This window comes from Photobacterium sp. HL06 (genome assembly GCF_059552575.1).
In genome coordinates, this window is record NZ_CM183914.1 from 1,884,376 (window position 1) to 1,901,361 (window position 16,986).

Here is a 16,986-nt window from a genome sequence, read left to right on the forward strand (position 1 = left end):
GATGGGTATGCAGTATACAGAAAAAGACCGTCAAGTTTTACACGACACATGGATGAGTTACAAAGCGAAGATGCGGATCACCCAAATCGAGATGGCCAAAAGGCTTGGGCTGAGCCAGTTAGTATTTTCTGATATTTTACGGGGTCAAGTGCCGCTTGAGCACAGTTTTGTTAACCAGTTTTGCCACTATATCGGTGTTGATCCAGTCATGACACTTCCTTCTTTGAGAGAGCAGGTTGGAGGATCGTTGCCAAACTCTGTGACGTTAACCAACACTTATATCGTAGATGGAAACATCAAAAATGTTAGGTACAGTGGTAATCAAATCATCGTAGAGTATGAGCATAGTGTCCAAACGCACTAAAGGTAAAGGCTGTAGTATAGGCTTGTACTAAAATATCTAATAAAATAAAAGCCTTGCAGTAACTAATGCAAGGCTTACCATAATACTTCACCAACTATCCGCAATAGAAATAATATTAGTAGCGCCGAATACCAAAATTCTGTACATTTACTAATTATCTCTTCAAAGATGATATCTATTTGCATTCTGCAATAAAATAGATTCACAAGTGCACATATCTCAAATTTGAGACAAATAATTATTCCCTTTTAAATCATAATCTTGGTGCCAAGACTGTGAATAATAGCTTTTGTCGTCTTGATGTTTTAACACTATGTTCTAGATTTAAAAAGTCTTAGTAATAAGATATTTATAGTAAGGGAATATAAGATGTCTTGCGTTAAATATAATAATTTAATTTTCATCTGTGACTCCAGCTTACAATCCTCCTTATTTAGGGATTATCTAGAGAAATCGCTAGGGATCCCTATTCAATTAACAACAATAGAAGGTTTGTCTGGGTTGGATATCCCAGCGAAGAGCTCTGTGTTAGTTATCGTCGATAATACTCAAATTGATGATGACTCCTTAGATTTGTATATTAAATATCTCATTGAAAAATCTATTAATGCATGTGAAGTGCTGATTAACTCTCCGAATGATGTCGCAGTCAATGCGATAGCGAAATGGCCGAATATGGTAGGCGTCTTCTTTGCTGGAGATGACGTAAATGTTGTCGCCAAGGGGATGAAGAAAGTGATGGAAGGTGAGCTTTGGTTAAGTAGAAAGCTAACCAATGAGCTTATTGCTTCATATCGAAATAAAGATGCAATAGTCGCTAAATCTACAGCAAACTTGACAACACGAGAGAAAGAAATAATGCAGCTTTTAGTGTTGGGAGCGTCGAACATACAAATTGCAGAAACATTATTTGTTAGTGAAAATACAGTAAAAACACACTTGTACAACGTATTTAAAAAGATCAATGTAAAGAATAGAATGCAAGCTTTTATGTGGGCTAAAAGTAATCATTACAATGACTTGCCATTATGAAAATAGTTATCTTCACACTGCTTCCTGTGTTATTGCTTCACCCAATACCTACGGAGGCAGGTGAAGCCAAACCGCTTGAAAATGGGCCACCACTTGAAGCTAATGGCAATCTCGATGATTTGAGAGAAATCAGCGGTGTGGTTATTGACCGAACCATGACCCGACTTGGAGAGGATTTTTACTCACTCTTTTCTCAGAAGCTGAATGATGAATTCGAAGACTTAGATGAGAACTTGACTGTCAAGGAACGCGCGACAGCCTTATCAGGAAGTATTATTACTGTATTTCACCGCCAAACGATTATCTACCGTACAGCAGTGTCTCCAGGCAGACAACAGGTAGAGGCTAAAGTTGACGATGCAATAAAAGCGGTTAGCTCTTATGTCGTGAGATGGCGTATTGAGCGATATTTAAAAGATACCTTTGATGTTGATTATGACGAAATATAAGAGGACTAATCATGAAAGGGAACAAATTAGCCTTAGCCTGTTTAATAGTAATGTCCGCTAAGGTAATGGCATCAGAGCTGGTGTATACGCCGATTAATCCCAGCTTTGGTGGTAATCCATTAAATAGTGCCCATTTATTGGGTGTGGCCAATGCGATAAATGATCATAAAGCGCCGCAAGAAGACCCGTTAATTGAAGAGCAAACGGATCTTGAGCGGTTGGCTGCGAGTCTAGAGTCACGCCTAATTAGTCAATTATTATCAGATGTGGGAAATGGAAATACTGGGCAGCTAGCTACAGAGGATTTCCTACTCAACATTGTTGATGATAACGGTAATCTGCTCATTCAAATAACAGACAAAGAAACTGGTGAATCGTCAACGATTCAGGTGAGTGGCTTGGTACCAGATTTATAGGGAGAGGGTGGATGAAAGCTATAATTTGGGGGAGTTTGTTTCTTTTATTATCCGGATGTTCGATGTCTCTTGAGACACCGAACATAAGCAAGGAAGCAACATTAATGGCAAGAGGGGCAACATACCAAGACCTTGTATCGTTACCTTTACCCAAAGGGAAAGTTTATGTGTCTGTTTATGACTTCAGAGATCAGACTGGCCAATATAAACCACAACCGAACAGTAACTTTTCAACGGCAGTCCCACAAGGCGGGGCTGCATTGCTGACAACAGCACTACTGGATTCAAAATGGTTTATTCCACTCGAACGTGAAGGATTACAAAATCTTCTGACTGAAAGAAAAATAATTCGTGCGGCGCAGAAGAAGGATGAGATCCCGACAAACCATGGTGTTCACCTGCCATCACTGGCCTCTGCCAATATAATGGTTGAAGGTGGGATTGTGGCCTATGATAGCAATGTTCGAACTGGAGGTGCAGGTGCTCGTTATCTAGGCGTTGGTGCATCGGGGCAATATCGAGCAGATCAGGTTACCGTTAATGTTCGTGCTGTCGATGTACGAAGTGGACGCATATTGCTTAGTGTAACGACCAGTAAAACGATCTTGTCGAAAGAGATACAAACAGGTGTTTTTAAGTTTATTGACTATAAAGATTTACTCGAGGCCGAGTTAGGTTATACAACGAATGAGCCCGTCAATCTTGCTGTCATGTCTGCGATTGATGCAGCTGTTGTCCATGTCATTGTTGATGGTATCCAAGCTGGTTTGTGGCAACCGCTACGAGAAGCAGACCTACAGCACCCTATCATCCAGGAGTATATGTTGCGCTCAAGACCAATCATATAGCTTGCCAACGTATGTTTTTCCATAGCCCTCGCATTGAGGGCTTTTTTGTAATTAGTGGCCTGTAAAACTTTAAGACGAAAATCTTACTACTCAACATGGTGCGTAATGAGGATAAGTCAATTCACTCAAGTATAAAAATTTATTTTGGTCAAGGGCGAAAAATAATATTTAAGACCGAGTACAAGATCTGATACGATAGTATCAGTAGCTTAATTTATATATGATTAACAGATGATAAGATTCTGTAACCATTTTCATAACTTCTTCTTATTTCTAAATATACGTTACTTCCTTGCACCTACAAATAAGAGTTTGATTTCCTTAAATTACCTCTATTTGACATCAACTTTTTTACTAGAAGTTTGTTAGCCGCATCATTTATTTTAATTAGGACAGAATGAGTATTTCTCAATAAAAGTATTAATTGTAAGAGTTGAGTTTCATGATTAGGTTGATGGAACAATGCCTAGGAAATCCGATACTGAAACTACAAATCAAATGCGTTGGCCCTGTTAAGAATGAAAAGTTATCGAAAAATAATTACTCCTTTGTACTTATCAGGTTTTGCTTGTTTTAGCTTGAATGTTTATTCTAGTGACCTTGCGCTAAATGAGTTGAGTAATCTTTCTGAATTACAAATTGGCCATGAAAATATGTCTAGTGTTGAGTTGGATGGTGCATATAATAGTAGAGTGACCATCAAACAAAAAAGGAGACACAATGGTCTAGGTAATGCGGCTAAGGTTAAGCAAAGTGGTAATCATAATCATGCTCTAATTGTTCAAGATGGTAATGAGAATAAGGCGTATGTTAACCAAGAAGGAGATCATAATTTTGCGGCTATCCTAGAAGGAGGTTATGGAAATTACGGCGTGATTCATCAATACGGAAATAATAATGAAGCTGCAATTTTACAACAAGGAAATAATAATCAAGGAGAGATAACGCAATACGGCGATGATAATAAAGCGTTAATCGTTCATAAAAGTAATGTCCAATATTTTAAATCCGATATTAGCCAAACTGGTGGTCAAACCCATGTGATCATCAATGGTATGAATAAAAGCATAAAAATTCAATAACACAATCTAAGGAAAGCATCATGAGAAATCTTGCTCTATTAATTTCAGCTGCTCTTGCGTCTACAGCCGCAGTAGCATCGCCTACAGATAATGACTCAATTGTTGTCATTGATAATTATAGTGATTATAACTATGTGAACATTTATCAGAGTTCTCCGTCAGACTATAATGGTAATGATTCCGCAGTATATATCAATTATGATTCTGACTATAACAGTGTTGAAGTAGATCAGTATGGGTATGACAATTCCTCTTATGTCTCAATCACGCATAATTCTGACTACAATGATGTTTCTGTTTACCAGGATGGCTACAATAATTACTCAAATGTTTATATCAGTTATGGTTCTGATTACAATGATGTTTCGGTAAGTCAGTATGGATACTATAATAGCTCATGGGTTGGAATTAGTTATGAGTCAGATTATAACATGGTAGACGTTTATCAAAATGGCTACTGGAATGACTCTGATGTTGATATTACAGGTAATTCTGATTATAACACTGTTTATGTAAGCCAGGATGGAAACTACAACTATTCTGATGTGGATATTTCTTACGGTGATTATAACATTGTTTCTGTTGATCAGTATGGTGATTATGCAAACTCTATTGTGTATATTGACTACTCTAACTTTAATAATGTCCATGTAAGCCAAGGCTCTTACGATAACTCGTACGTTGGTATTACTAATTACTCAAATCATAACGATGTTTATGTAACTCAATATTAATTCAAAAAAAACAGTAACATCACTACTTATCCATTCGCTGCATTCTGCTAGAGTGCAGCGAGCTTTTTTAGCCATAATTCACCAATAGCATCTCTAGTTTCTTCTCTTTCATCATTCTAGTTCCATACACTTACTAAACATTTTCCTAATTGAGTACAGTTGATTCTCAGACGCCTTGTAGTGTTTCTGTAAAGACGTCTTACATAAGAAATTACTTATTAAGAAAGGTAAACTATTTTATGAGAGATGTAGTGATTAACTCATTAACTTTCTTTAGATATAACATGTCTCGTTATTAACGAAAAGGCTACTTATAAGAATTGAGTTTCATGAATAGGTTGATGGAACAATATCAAGAATATACGATAATAATAGAGTTAATAAACAAGTTGTACCGACAAATAAGTAACAGTTAGGTGACAACAATATTATAATTTATGATGTATATAATAAATAAGCTAACATAAAGGTTGAATTATTATTCAAATAATAGTTAGAGAAATATGTTGAATACATGAAAATGTAATAATTTAAATAGTAATGTTTATGTCTTAACCTGAAATAAATCTTAAAGACGGTCAACCCCATATGGCCAACAATGGTAAGAACAATTTTCACTATTTAATAACACAATCTAAGGAAAGTATAATGAAAAATCTAGCTCTATTAATTTCAGCAGCTCTTACGTCTACAGCCGCTTTAGCCACTACTGATAATGACTCAACTGTTGAAATTGACAATTACAGTGATTATAACTATGTGTCAATTTATCAGAGTTCTCCTTCAGATTATAATGGTAATGATTCCGAAGTTTATATCAATTATGATTCTGATTATAACACTGTTGATGTAGATCAATATGGCTACGATAACTCATCTTATGTCTCAATCAGTAATTACTCTGACTACAATGATGTTTCTGTATACCAAGATGGCTACAACAATTATTCAAATGTTTATATTAGTAATTATTCTAACTATAATGATGTATATGTAGACCAGTATGGATACTATAATAGCTCATCGGTAGGCATCAATTATGGTTCTGATTATAATGATGTTTATGTAGGCCAGAGTGGATCCTATAATAGTTCATGGGTTGGTATTTATAATTATTCTGATTATAATAGTGTTTATGTAGATCAGTATGGCTACTATAATACCTCATCGGTTGATATTAACTATGGATCAGATTATAACAATGTAGGTGTCTATCAAGATGGTTATGGAAATTACTCTGATGTTAATATTACCAATTATTCCGATTATAACGATGTTTATGTAAACCAGTATGGTGATTATGCAAGTTCTACAGTGAATATCGACTACTCTAATTATAATGATGTCTATGTAAATCAGGGTAATTATGATAACTCGTATGTTGGTATTACTAATCACTCAAATTACAACCAAGTTTATGTCAACCAATACTAATTAAATAGAAGTAACGTACATTACTATTTTACTCGCCGTATTCCAACTGAATACGGCGATTTTTTTAGAAGTTTTCAATATCAATAATCTCATTCCATTATTGTGATTATGACCATGATTAACAACTTGCCTGAATTTTGTAATCCTCTTCTTTCGCGGTTCTTCAGAGGTTTTCGTTTTATTATGATAACCTAACTCACAAGAGTTATAATCCTTATTACATTTGTCTATTAGCGTTTGTTTTACTGATGTAAATAAACTATTTTACTAAGTGACTTACCCCTAACTTATGATTATTTATTAGGTTTATGTATTCTATTTTCGATGAAAGTATTAAATGTAACAGGTGAATTTAATGATTAGGTTGATGGAATAAAAATCAGAATATACGATAATTGATGAATGAATAAAATGCACTGGTTGTTGGGATTAAGTTGGATTAGCCTAACTACTTGTTTACAAATGTCCAGATTATCTCTATTGGACTTATTCATTTGGGTGAGCTTTAGCAAAGTGGGGTGATTTAGTTCTATCAAATTTGTGTCTTGCTTATAATTTTTGGATTGATAAAGTTGGTATGAATTAAATCACATTAAGCAGAATATAATGTATAAAACAAATGGTACTGTTAAATGTCTATAAACTTAAATATAAACAAGGAATGAGATCGAACTTATGTGATAAAAACCGTTTAAAAATAATCACCGTTCGATAATTACACTTAAGGGAAAACAATGAAAAATATTGCGCTATTAATTTCAGTTGCTCTCATGTCTACAACGGCATTAGCTACTACTGATAACGATTCAGATGTTAGTATTGACAATGGAAGTGATTACAACTCCGTCTCCGTTTATCAGGAGTCGCCTTCGGACTATAATGGGAATTCATCCAAAGTTTATATCGATTATGACTCTAACTATAATGATATTGATGTAGAGCAGTATGGGTATGGTAATTACTCAAGAGTGACAGTTGATAACTACTCTGATTATAACTATGCATCTGTGCATCAAGATGGATATTATAACTATTCAAATGTTAATATCAGTTACGATTCAGACCGAAACTATGTAAACGTATATCAAAGTGGGTATTATAATGAATCTGATGTTAATATCAAAGATGGTTCTGACTATAACTACGTTAATGTTAGTCAGTATGGAGATTATAACTATGCGGATGTAGATATAATAAATGGAGATTATAATTCAATAAATATTAATCAGTACGGTGATAATGCATACGCTAAAGTTGAAATCGATAATTATGATTGGTATAGCGTTAATTTGAATCAAGGATCATACGATAACTCGGTTATTATTATCAACAATTACTCAAATAACAATAATGTTTATGTGGCTCAGTATTAGTACAATAAAAGCAATATGTATGTAATGTTATTTTTCGCTGTATCATTGTTGATGCAGCGTTTTTGTTTTGAAATATTGACTTTTGTACTAGAGATTGATAGTTCAACTAATTAATTTGTATTACTGCTCCATGCCTTTTTCTAAAGAATAGTATTAATAATGAGACTTTTGTTTCATGATTTGGTTTATTGAATGATTCGTTAGGATTCTTATAATTCTAATTAGAGGTTAATATGATATTGTGTGGTGATGATGAATTTTGATGTAAATTAAGGTTTTGTGATTTAATAGTGATTAACAAGGAGAGTTTAATTGTAAGTATATGAAATTTAACTATTTGAAATGCAACGTTAGTTTCTTTACTAAAAGCCACCAGTTGCTATAAATGTATAACCGTAGTGCTGGTAGGAGTGAAATATTTACTATTCGATAGCATCGAACTAAGGAACTATCATGAAAAAGCTAGCTCTATTAATTTCAGTCGCGCTTATGTCTTCAACTGTTGCTGCAACTGGCTCAAATGATAATGAGTCAACGGTTAAGATCAATAAATACAGTGATTATAACCATATAACTGTATATCAAGAGTCTCCATCACATTATTACGGTAACAAGTCAAATGTATACATTATACGTGGATCTGACTATAACGATGTAGATGTCAACCAGTATGGTAAACGCAACCACTCAAATGCAATAATCAAATATAACTCGGATTACAATCATGTTGATGTCAATCAGTATGGGCACCGTAATCGTTCAGGGGTACGTATTAACCATGGCTCAGATTGGAACTATGTGACAGTCAATCAATATGGCACTAAAAATAAGTCAGGAGTTAGTGTTAATTATGACTCAGACTACAATTCAGTCTATGTCGATCAATCAGGGTATTCTAATCGGTCTTATGTTGGCCTTCATTATTCATCTGATTACAATGATGTAGCTGTCTACCAAAATGGTAACCGAAACTACTCCGATATATATATTAATGGTGGTGACTATAATTCGGTACATGTAGATCAGTATGGTAACTACAACGACTCTGATGTTGATATTTTGGGCGATAACTCAGATTGGAATTATGTATCAGTTTCTCAATACGGAGATTATAACGATTCTGATGTAACAATTGATGATTACTACAATGGCTCAACGAGTTATAACACTGTATATGTTAGCCAATCAAATTATGATAAGTCTCTTGTTGAAATCACTGGGGGCTCATCTTACAACAATGTTTACGTAACTCAGTACTAGTCAAATGAAAACGTTATCTATAATTACTCTATTATTAGCTGCATTCTCTGTTAATGCAGCCAATCCACCTCTTCTTGGGATTACCTGTGAGATAGGTGCTAACAATATTAAGTTGGTTATAAGAAATGAGACCAATGACTATGTCAGGCTCAAAGTTGTGTCAAACAACAATAATATTATGGTCACTGGAGGGGGGGGAAATAGCACAAGTTCTCTCACTTTGGGTGAATCACAATTCCCGGTGACGATCGAGAGTGAGCAATCCGATAAGCTTGTTGTCCAAAAGAACTGTGATATTGAAACAAAAAACGCTTCCTAAGAAGCGTTTTCTCTTGGTTAATAGACGAAGCCTAATTTTCATCTTTCCATTCAGGCACAAAACAGTAAAGCACTCCAGCGCAGGCAATAGACGCCAGTAAGTCGGTCGGCCAATGCATTCCTAGCCAAATACGGCTGATACCTACGCCTGAGGCCCAAAGGATCAAGAAGCTTGCAGGAACAAACATCCTTCTTCGCAGAAAGAAACCACCCCAAAAGACAACGCAAACAGCTGCAAAAATGGTATGGCCTGAAGGTAAAGAGTAGTTTGTTTCACCTTTCCAATGCGATGTACGCCAATTGCTGACACTCGCGCTGGCTTGTTCAACGGCTTCTTCCTTTTCCTTGCCACTTAGCTGATAGAACTCGCTAGCCGAATGAACAATCCCTAGGCTCTGTAGTTGATAGGTGTAAGGTCTTGGTACTTCCGTAACATGCTTTAATGCTGTTTTGGCAGCGAAACTCAGTATCAACAAGATGGCAAACTGTATACCGAGCCGAAAGATTGTTTGTTTTGGCAGCTTCAACAGTAGCGGGATCAATGATAGTAAACCAACGGAGATTAGAAAGCCTGGGCTACCAGCAGACTCGGTTAACAAAGTAAACAGTAAGCCAGTGATGTCAGCGACTTTGCCAGTGAGATCAGCTGTCGAGAAAAACATTAGTACGCCAGACATCAAGGTGGCGAAAAGGAGTAGGGCAATAAACCCTGGGATTTTTTTATTTATAAATGAGTTGGTTAGCATTTGTATCAGCATCAAAAAATATAGATTGGCAGTGTATCAAAGGTTACAGCATGCAAGGTGAAATAAATGTCATTTTAGTCTGGTGGTATTCAGCTAAGGTTTAGCCTAATTGATGTTTAAGCAACGATGAGCACATCGGCTAGTGTGAATCGCATTAATCCATATGGTATCGCGCTTGCTTAGTCATGGTGGTGCTTTTTTAAGCGCCAAACATTTTGAACTCTAATAAAAATCCAGTACGGTAACTTGTTAAGAACGACGAGTTTACGCATATTTTCTTCTAAAATATTCCTGCAAATTTTCTACTATTTGTGGCGCTTCACTGTTTTTTTAGCAAAGAAAAGACATTTTTTTCTGGAGATATAAGCCATAAGCTGATAATGTGCCGCCCCTCACAGTAACCGTGAGAATATTATGCACTGCAATACACATAAAGTTGGCGATAAACTAGTTCCAACTCTAACGATTGGCTTCATCAGTTTTTTCCTTCTTTCCTCTCTCATCGACCTGTCACTCGTTACCAGTGTGATTCAGTCAATGTTTTCTTCAGTGACTTCACAATTTGGGTACTTCTGGCAATGGTTGATGGTTATCAATTTTGCTGTGGCAGTGCTTATTGCTGTAACCCGCTACGGAAAAATCCGTATGGGTAAGCAAGCGAAACCAACCATTGGCACTTTCCGTTGGTTGGCGATGATCATGTGTACTTTACTCGCTGGCGGCGGTGTCTTTTGGTCTGCCGCTGAGCCAATTTATCATTTCATGACACCTCCACCTAGCTTCCCTCATGTAGCGGGATCCTCTGTTGAGGCTGTTACGCCGGCGTTGAGTCAGAGCTTTTTGCACTGGGGCTTTTTGGCTTGGGCTGCACTGGGCACATTAGCAACTATCGTTCTTATGTATGCACACCATCAAGGTGGCGTTAAATTGCGCCCAAGGGCGTTGTTGTATCCGCTGCTAGGTGACCGACTAGAAAACCATTGGTTTGGTTCTGTTATTGATGCCTGTTCAATCATTGCGGTTGCAGCAGGAACAATTGGGCCTATTGGTTTCTTAGCTTCACAGTTAGGGTATAGCCTTGAGTCTGTGATGGGTATCGAGAATTCGGTAACCAGCCAGTTGGGTATTTTGGCTGTGGTTGTTGCTGTTTACTCTGTTTCTGCGTTTACCGGGATGGATAAGGGCCTACAGTGGCTAAGCCGTTTGAATGTGGTAGGTGCTTTTGCTCTGCTACTGGTGATGCTGGTATTTGGGCCAACTCAATTTATCTTCGAACATTTTGGTTCTGCGTTTGCAATGTATTTGCAGCAGCTACCTGAAATGAGCTTGAATGCTGATGCTCCGGAGTGGAATTCATGGTGGACATGGTTTTTCTGGGGCTGGTTTATCGGCTTTGCTCCTATGATGGCTATTTTCATTGCGCGTATTTCTGAAGGCCGTAGTATTCGTGAACTGATCCTGACGGTTGCGATTGGTGCCCCTATCGTGACAAACTTTTGGTTTACGGTACTGGGCGGTACAGGTATTTTCTTTGAGCTCCAGTCGCCAGGAAGTATCTCCGGGCCGCTTAATTCGGCTGGCCTTCCGGCGGTGCTGCTCGCTTCGCTGTCTCAATTGCCATTTAGCGGTCTTTTGGTTCCGGCGTTCTTGGTATTAACGACGACGTTTGTTGTGACTACCGGTGACTCGATGGCTTATTCAATCTCTATGGTCGTGTCAGGAGATAACGAGCCGAAGAAATCGCAGCGCCTATTCTGGGCAATCGTGATGGGATGTGTGGCCGCAGTATTGCTTGTGGCTGGTGATGGTGGATTGAATGCCTTGCAGTCATTCATTGTGATCACTGCCGTTCCTGTATCCTTGCTGGTTGCAGTAACGTTGGTTACAGGCCCGATTGCGGTGATGCATATGAAGAAGGTGCACGAAAAGGAAAATGCCCAAGTGTGGCAGCCTGAATGTGCGAGTTCGACTATCTAAGTCGGCGCATGCTAAAGGTGAAAAAAAACACTCCTTCGGGAGTGTTTTTTTATGCCATTTTTCCATCTCTATAAGGCTTTAACCTGATATCAAATTCTTATATTGATGCTAGCCTTTCTTCCGCCTCCGGCTTTCTGTTTGAACAGAACGGTAGTACTTATTGAGAGCACGGTCATTGGCTCGCTTTTCGGCCAGTGTCGCACCATTCCGTGCCTGTTCTCTATTCAGCTTGTGGAAGTTTTGCAAGCGTCGTTCTTCCAGCTCACCGGATTCGACAGCTTCACGTACAGCACAGCCGGGCTCCTGACCGTGCTGACAGTCCGAAAATCGGCATTGCTGTGCGAGTTGGCCAATATCAGCAAAAGTAGCCTCCAGCCCTTGACCACAATCGACAAGCTGTAGCTCTCGCATTCCCGGCGTATCGAGGAGTAAGCCCCCGGTTGGCATTAGATGCAGAGATCGGGATGTTGTGGTGTGTCGTCCTTTACTGTCATCTTCACGGATTGTTCCGGTCTGCTGGATTTCAATGCCTTGTAACGCATTGATCAGGGTAGACTTGCCTGCACCAGATGAGCCTAGAAAAGCGACCGTTTTTCCTACCTGGCACCATGATCCAAGTACTGCTGTACTGGTACTATCAAGCCCATTGACTGCTTCGACAATCAGCATGGGATCAATGGCTGATACCAGCTGAACATAGTGCTGTGGTTTGTCACAGCAGTCTGCTTTTGTCAGAACAATGACAGGCTCGACGCCGGCCTCGTTCGCTAAGGTTAAGTAGCGCTCAATCCGGTTCAAGTTAAAGTCGTTGTTTAGCGAGCTGACAATAAATACCGTATCAATGTTTGCGGCAATCAACTGGGATTGGACTTTACTACCTGCGGCTTTTCGGCTGAATTCAGAGCTGCGTTCAAGTACGCGAACTAGCTGATTGTCTTTAGACAGAAGTATCCAGTCACCGACAGTCATTGTCGGCATATTGGCAGTAAGCATCAGATCATACTCGCCACGCTCTGTCATGAGCGTCAGTTGGCTGCGATGCTGTGCCATCACTCTGGCTGGATGGGTGGTTTCCCATTCATCAAGTGAGATTTGTTGTTGAAAAAAAGGTTTCCAGCCTAGTTGAGGCAAAGAAGTAGCGTTATTCATTATAGGTAGACCCCTGACGCATAATGCATCATTCTGAAATAAGATTTTCAGGGGCAATGTCGGCCCCGGTAAAAGACCGGGCAGGAGGGAGAGGGATTAAACTATTTGTCTCGCTGCGCCCGGTTAGTTTTTAATACAATCATTAAACGTTCCTCCGTTAGTTAATTAACTATTGAAATCTATCAGAGTTAATCGCTTGGTTCTACAACTTTGTGCCACAATAACCTTGTCATAAAGCTAGCTTCAATTGAAGAAATAAAAAGTGAAAGCATCGAAGAGAGGCTGTTATTGATTCAATGCTTTCACTAATTGGAGCGGAAAATAGTGTTTTAGGTGCATGGTTTTTTAGGCGCTGAGATGCATCAGTCCAGCTTGATAGAGAAGGCCATTTTCCCTGTCTTGCTTGAGCAGAACTGGGCCATCGAGATCGACGATTTCTGCATGGGTTGCAATAGGCAAAGCCGCTTCCATAGCCAGAGAGCTGCCTACCATACAGCCAGCCATGATTTTGAAACCCAAGTTACGCGCTTTGGCTTCCAGAGCGAGGGCTTCAGTTAGGCCGCCAGTTTTGTCTAGTTTGATATTAATCATTTCATAACAGCCAATCAGGCCATTAAGATCGTCACGGGTGTGGCAGCTTTCATCTGCACATAAGGTGATAGGGTGCTCGATACCTAACAGTTTTTTATCCTCGCCTTTGGGTACGGGTTGCTCAATCATACTTATTTTAAATTGTGCCAGCTGCTTGAACAGTCCCTCAAGTTCCAGCTCTCCCCATGCTTCATTGGCATCTAGGATTATGTCGACATTGGGTGTACTCTCGCGCACCGCTTGAACCCGGTCGATGATAAGCTCGTGGTTTAACTTTACCTTGAGTAGCTTAGCACCCAGAGCGCATAACTCCGTTGCTTGTTTGGCCATTGCCTCTGGGGTATCAATAGACACCGTCATTGCGGTAATGATTTGTGGTTTGATATCAAAGGTTTCAAAGGGAAACGTATCTTGATATTCAAGCCGCCACAGGGCGCAATCCACCGCATTTCTTGCTGCACCCGCTGGAAGATATTGATGCAGGTTGGCTCTGGATAAAACCTGCTCTGATAGCTGTTGATTAAGCGTTTCGATTTGTTCAATGACAGATTCGACGCTTTCGCCGTAACGTGGGTAGGGTGTACATTCAGCCTTCGCTGAGATCCCGTTTTGCTCAATAGTGATGGTGACAACATCCTGGTGAGTTCGGGTTCCGCGAGAAATCGTAAATGGGCGTGCCAGAGGAAACCGCTCGTGCTGTGCGTTAATTATCATTGTTTACCCTTTTTTTAGATGGCGTGCAGCCTGTCTACGATAGCTGAGACACCAAAACGAACAGGATCGGTAACTGGTAGGCTGTACTGCTGTTCCCATTGTTGGCACAAGGCGAGAGCATCAGTTTCATCTATGGCAGAGGTATTGAGGCAGATGCCGACGACAGTTGTATTCGGATTGGTAAGCCTGGCGGCCGCATGGTTGGCGTCGATAGTTGCTTTAATTGAAGGGGCAGCCATATGCGGTAAGTGGCGAATATGGGCCCGGCCGATCTCATGGCATAGCACTAGTGCATCAGGCTGGGAGCCATGCAACAACCCAAGGCTTACTCCGGCAAAAGAAGGATTGAGCAGGGAGCCTTGGCCTTCGATAACATCCCAGTCATGATCGCTAAATTCTGGGCTAATCGCTTCAGCGGCCCCAGAGATAAAATCAGCAACCACGGCATCAACCGAAATTCCCTTGCCCGAAACTAAAATACCTGTTTGCCCGGTTGCACAGAATTGGGTATTGAGCCCTTGTCGGTTCATTTCTTTTTCAAGCGCGAGTGAGGTATACATTTTTCCCACAGAACAGTCGGTTCCTACGGTGAGTAGGCGCTTTCCTTTTCGTGGCTTACCGTTACCGACGTTTAGTGGCTGATCATAATGGCGAACATCAAACAGCTGACAACCGTGAAGGTTTGCTGAATTGCTAAGTGCTGGAAAGTCAATAAGGCGCTGGTGCATGCCTGAGGCAATATTGAAGCCAAGTTCAATCGCTTCTTGCAGGGTTGCCAACCATGGCTGAGGAATGAACCCACCGGCATTGGCGGTACCAATGACCAATGTTTTGGCACCTCGTTCTTTAGCTTCACGCAAAGAAAGGTCAGGAATGCCTAGAGATACAGTATCTTCGTTTAGCCTTAGCTGGCCGGAACATAGCTGAGGTCGCCACTGTAAGATCCCTTTTGCCGTTTTTGCAGAAAGGGGATCGGTGACATCACCGAGGAACAGTAAATAAGGTTGTGGGATTTGCATAGTGCTTCCTTGTACAGGCTCAAATGATGAAGTTACTTTAAGGAGAGCGTGGCCTAATGCCGAATACTTATTTATTAGTAGGGTATAAATCAAGGTTATACCCTGCGTATACAAGAACTGGCCAGGCGCTTTGTAGCCGGTAATGATTCGTCTGGTTACTTGCGCTTGGAGCTACTTGGCTTCCTAGGGGGGCGAGGCTTGAGCAGTTTCCAGATGAGAAAGGCATAAGCAATCATAGAGACAATAGGGAAGAAGTAGTCAGCCATTACAGATTCCTCAGCAAGATTTGTATGATGGTTGTTGGCATTTTCAATTAATAGTATAGAGGGGGTTAGCGAGTAAGCATCGACACGAATTTCTCGCCAGTCAGTGAAAGCGGGCTATGGTCGGCATAGAGTAACGAGACGGTAAATTGCAGGGAGGGTTCGAGCTGCTTCTGGTGAAGTCGGTTCGAGAATTGTGAGGCTGTCCAAGGATCGACAACAGCGATACCGGCCCCATGCTCGGCTAATTGTGCAGCGGCACTGTAGGATCTGACTGTGATTTGATGATGGTAATCTGGCGCATGTTGCAAAATTGCCTGGCTGAGTATGCTACCAAGCGGATCGCGGGTATCAAGCCCGATAATGTCAGGTGACGTTGTCACTATATTCTGAAAGCTTAATACTGGAGTAGTATCCATATTAGGCAGGCTAGGATGTTCAGGTGAGTGTAGGAGAACCATTTCATCCGTGAAGAGTGGGCGACCAGAGATCGCAGGTGGCACTTCATCACCAAAACAGACAACTAAATCTAGCTGATTTTGTATAAGGGCGGTACACAATGCGGCTCGGTTATCCGTGCTCAGTTCAACTGAGAGGTTACTGTCTTTACACAATTCAGTGATAACTGGAGTTAGCAATGATGTTGCTAGAATAGGCGGTGCTCCAACTCTCAGGTGCTGGTTACCTTTTTTGATTTTATTGGTGAGAGAGTGGAAACTCCCGAGCTTCTGATAAATTTCCTCGGCTTCGGGAAGCAGTCTAATTGCTTCATCAGTCGCTACCAATCGTCCTTTTACACGCTGAAATAACGCAAATCCCAACTGATGCTCAGTGTGAGACAGTACCCGGGTGACATTGGGCTGAGAAACATGCAGCAGCCTGGCCGCACCTGAAACCGTTCCAGATTTCATGACGGCGTAAAACACTTCGATTTGCCTGAGGTTCAAAATAGCTCCCTGCTAATAAAATTACCCCCTAAAATATATCGGCTCTCTATGTAAGATGGAACCCAATATTGCGAGTGGGCTCCTGAAAGATTAACAATAATTAATTTAACCAAAAGATGGGCTTAAACAAGGGCTCGTTATTATAGCTTCATGATTTTCTCACGGGGATAATGCGTTTATATAGTATTTATGCCTATGCCGACGATAGAAGTTCTGTATGAAGGAATAAGTATTGATTAATTAACCTGCCATCGAGACAGGTTAATCTTT

Annotated in this window: 17 protein-coding genes; 12 read left to right on the plus strand and 5 right to left on the minus strand. The window is 40.0% G+C overall.

Going from position 1 to position 16,986, the window contains the following annotated elements:
- Positions 1–7: 7 nt before the first annotated feature.
- The 11 genes from AC51G0_RS08810 (at position 8) to AC51G0_RS08860 (ending at position 9,311) form a co-directional block, all read left to right on the plus strand.
- Positions 8–364: a helix-turn-helix domain-containing protein gene (locus tag AC51G0_RS08810; RefSeq protein ID WP_496301675.1), complete on the plus strand. Its 357-nt coding sequence runs from the start codon at positions 8–10 to the stop codon at positions 362–364.
- A 369-nt stretch (positions 365–733) separates the two neighbouring features.
- Positions 734–1,396, plus strand: a complete 663-nt coding sequence (locus tag AC51G0_RS08815) for a LuxR C-terminal-related transcriptional regulator (protein WP_496301676.1) — start codon at positions 734–736, stop codon at positions 1,394–1,396.
- A complete protein-coding gene (locus tag AC51G0_RS08820) occupies positions 1,393–1,845 on the plus strand; it encodes a curli production assembly/transport protein CsgE (RefSeq protein ID WP_496301677.1) in 453 nt (150 codons plus the stop codon). The genes AC51G0_RS08815 and AC51G0_RS08820 overlap by 4 nt, the downstream gene beginning before the upstream one ends.
- A gap of 11 nt (positions 1,846–1,856) precedes the next feature.
- A complete protein-coding gene (locus AC51G0_RS08825; protein WP_496301678.1) occupies positions 1,857–2,261 on the plus strand; it encodes a curli assembly protein CsgF in 405 nt (134 codons plus the stop codon).
- An 11-nt stretch (positions 2,262–2,272) separates the two neighbouring features.
- Positions 2,273–3,109: a CsgG/HfaB family protein gene (locus tag AC51G0_RS08830; protein WP_496301680.1), complete on the plus strand. Its 837-nt coding sequence runs from the start codon at positions 2,273–2,275 to the stop codon at positions 3,107–3,109.
- Positions 3,110–3,627: 518 nt separating this feature from the next.
- A complete protein-coding gene (locus AC51G0_RS08835) occupies positions 3,628–4,191 on the plus strand; it encodes a hypothetical protein (protein ID WP_496301681.1) in 564 nt (187 codons plus the stop codon).
- Positions 4,192–4,211: 20 nt separating this feature from the next.
- A complete protein-coding gene (locus AC51G0_RS08840; protein WP_496301682.1) occupies positions 4,212–4,925 on the plus strand; it encodes a hypothetical protein in 714 nt (237 codons plus the stop codon).
- Between the two features lie 648 nt (positions 4,926–5,573).
- A complete protein-coding gene (locus AC51G0_RS08845; protein WP_496301683.1) occupies positions 5,574–6,359 on the plus strand; it encodes a hypothetical protein in 786 nt (261 codons plus the stop codon).
- A gap of 734 nt (positions 6,360–7,093) precedes the next feature.
- Positions 7,094–7,732 (plus strand): hypothetical protein, encoded by a 639-nt coding sequence (locus AC51G0_RS08850; RefSeq protein ID WP_496301684.1) that lies wholly within the window; start codon positions 7,094–7,096, stop codon positions 7,730–7,732.
- 453 nt (positions 7,733–8,185) lie between these two features.
- Positions 8,186–8,992, plus strand: coding sequence for a hypothetical protein (locus AC51G0_RS08855; protein WP_496301685.1), 807 nt, complete (start codon positions 8,186–8,188; stop codon positions 8,990–8,992).
- A gap of 4 nt (positions 8,993–8,996) precedes the next feature.
- Entirely contained in the window at positions 8,997–9,311 is a 315-nt protein-coding gene (locus AC51G0_RS08860) for a hypothetical protein (protein ID WP_496301686.1), read from the plus strand.
- 31 nt (positions 9,312–9,342) lie between these two features.
- On the opposite strand, the gene AC51G0_RS08865 is transcribed toward AC51G0_RS08860, so the two are convergent.
- Positions 9,343–10,056, minus strand: a complete 714-nt coding sequence (locus AC51G0_RS08865; protein ID WP_496301687.1) for a phosphatase PAP2 family protein — start codon at positions 10,054–10,056, stop codon at positions 9,343–9,345.
- A 414-nt stretch (positions 10,057–10,470) separates the two neighbouring features.
- Here AC51G0_RS08865 and AC51G0_RS08870 point away from each other — a divergent pair, with 414 nt between their 5' ends.
- Complete coding sequence (locus AC51G0_RS08870; protein WP_496301688.1) at positions 10,471–12,033, plus strand: BCCT family transporter; 1,563 nt, start codon at positions 10,471–10,473, stop codon at positions 12,031–12,033.
- A gap of 108 nt (positions 12,034–12,141) precedes the next feature.
- On the opposite strand, the gene rsgA is transcribed toward AC51G0_RS08870, so the two are convergent.
- The 4 genes from rsgA to AC51G0_RS08890 all read right to left on the minus strand — a co-directional run bounded on the left by rsgA (position 12,142) and on the right by AC51G0_RS08890 (position 16,716).
- Positions 12,142–13,182 carry a ribosome small subunit-dependent GTPase A gene (rsgA, locus tag AC51G0_RS08875; protein ID WP_496301689.1) on the minus strand — a complete coding sequence of 347 codons (1,041 nt, stop codon included), beginning with the start codon at positions 13,180–13,182 and terminating at the stop codon, positions 12,142–12,144.
- A gap of 345 nt (positions 13,183–13,527) precedes the next feature.
- On the minus strand, positions 13,528–14,487 hold the full coding sequence (gene dgcA, locus AC51G0_RS08880; protein ID WP_496301690.1) for an N-acetyl-D-Glu racemase DgcA: 960 nt from the start codon (positions 14,485–14,487) through the stop codon (positions 13,528–13,530).
- Between the two features lie 14 nt (positions 14,488–14,501).
- Positions 14,502–15,506 carry an N-acetyltransferase DgcN gene (dgcN, locus tag AC51G0_RS08885; protein ID WP_496301691.1) on the minus strand — a complete coding sequence of 335 codons (1,005 nt, stop codon included), beginning with the start codon at positions 15,504–15,506 and terminating at the stop codon, positions 14,502–14,504.
- A gap of 331 nt (positions 15,507–15,837) precedes the next feature.
- Positions 15,838–16,716 carry a LysR family transcriptional regulator gene (locus AC51G0_RS08890; RefSeq protein WP_496301692.1) on the minus strand — a complete coding sequence of 293 codons (879 nt, stop codon included), beginning with the start codon at positions 16,714–16,716 and terminating at the stop codon, positions 15,838–15,840.
- Positions 16,717–16,986 lie beyond the last annotated feature (270 nt).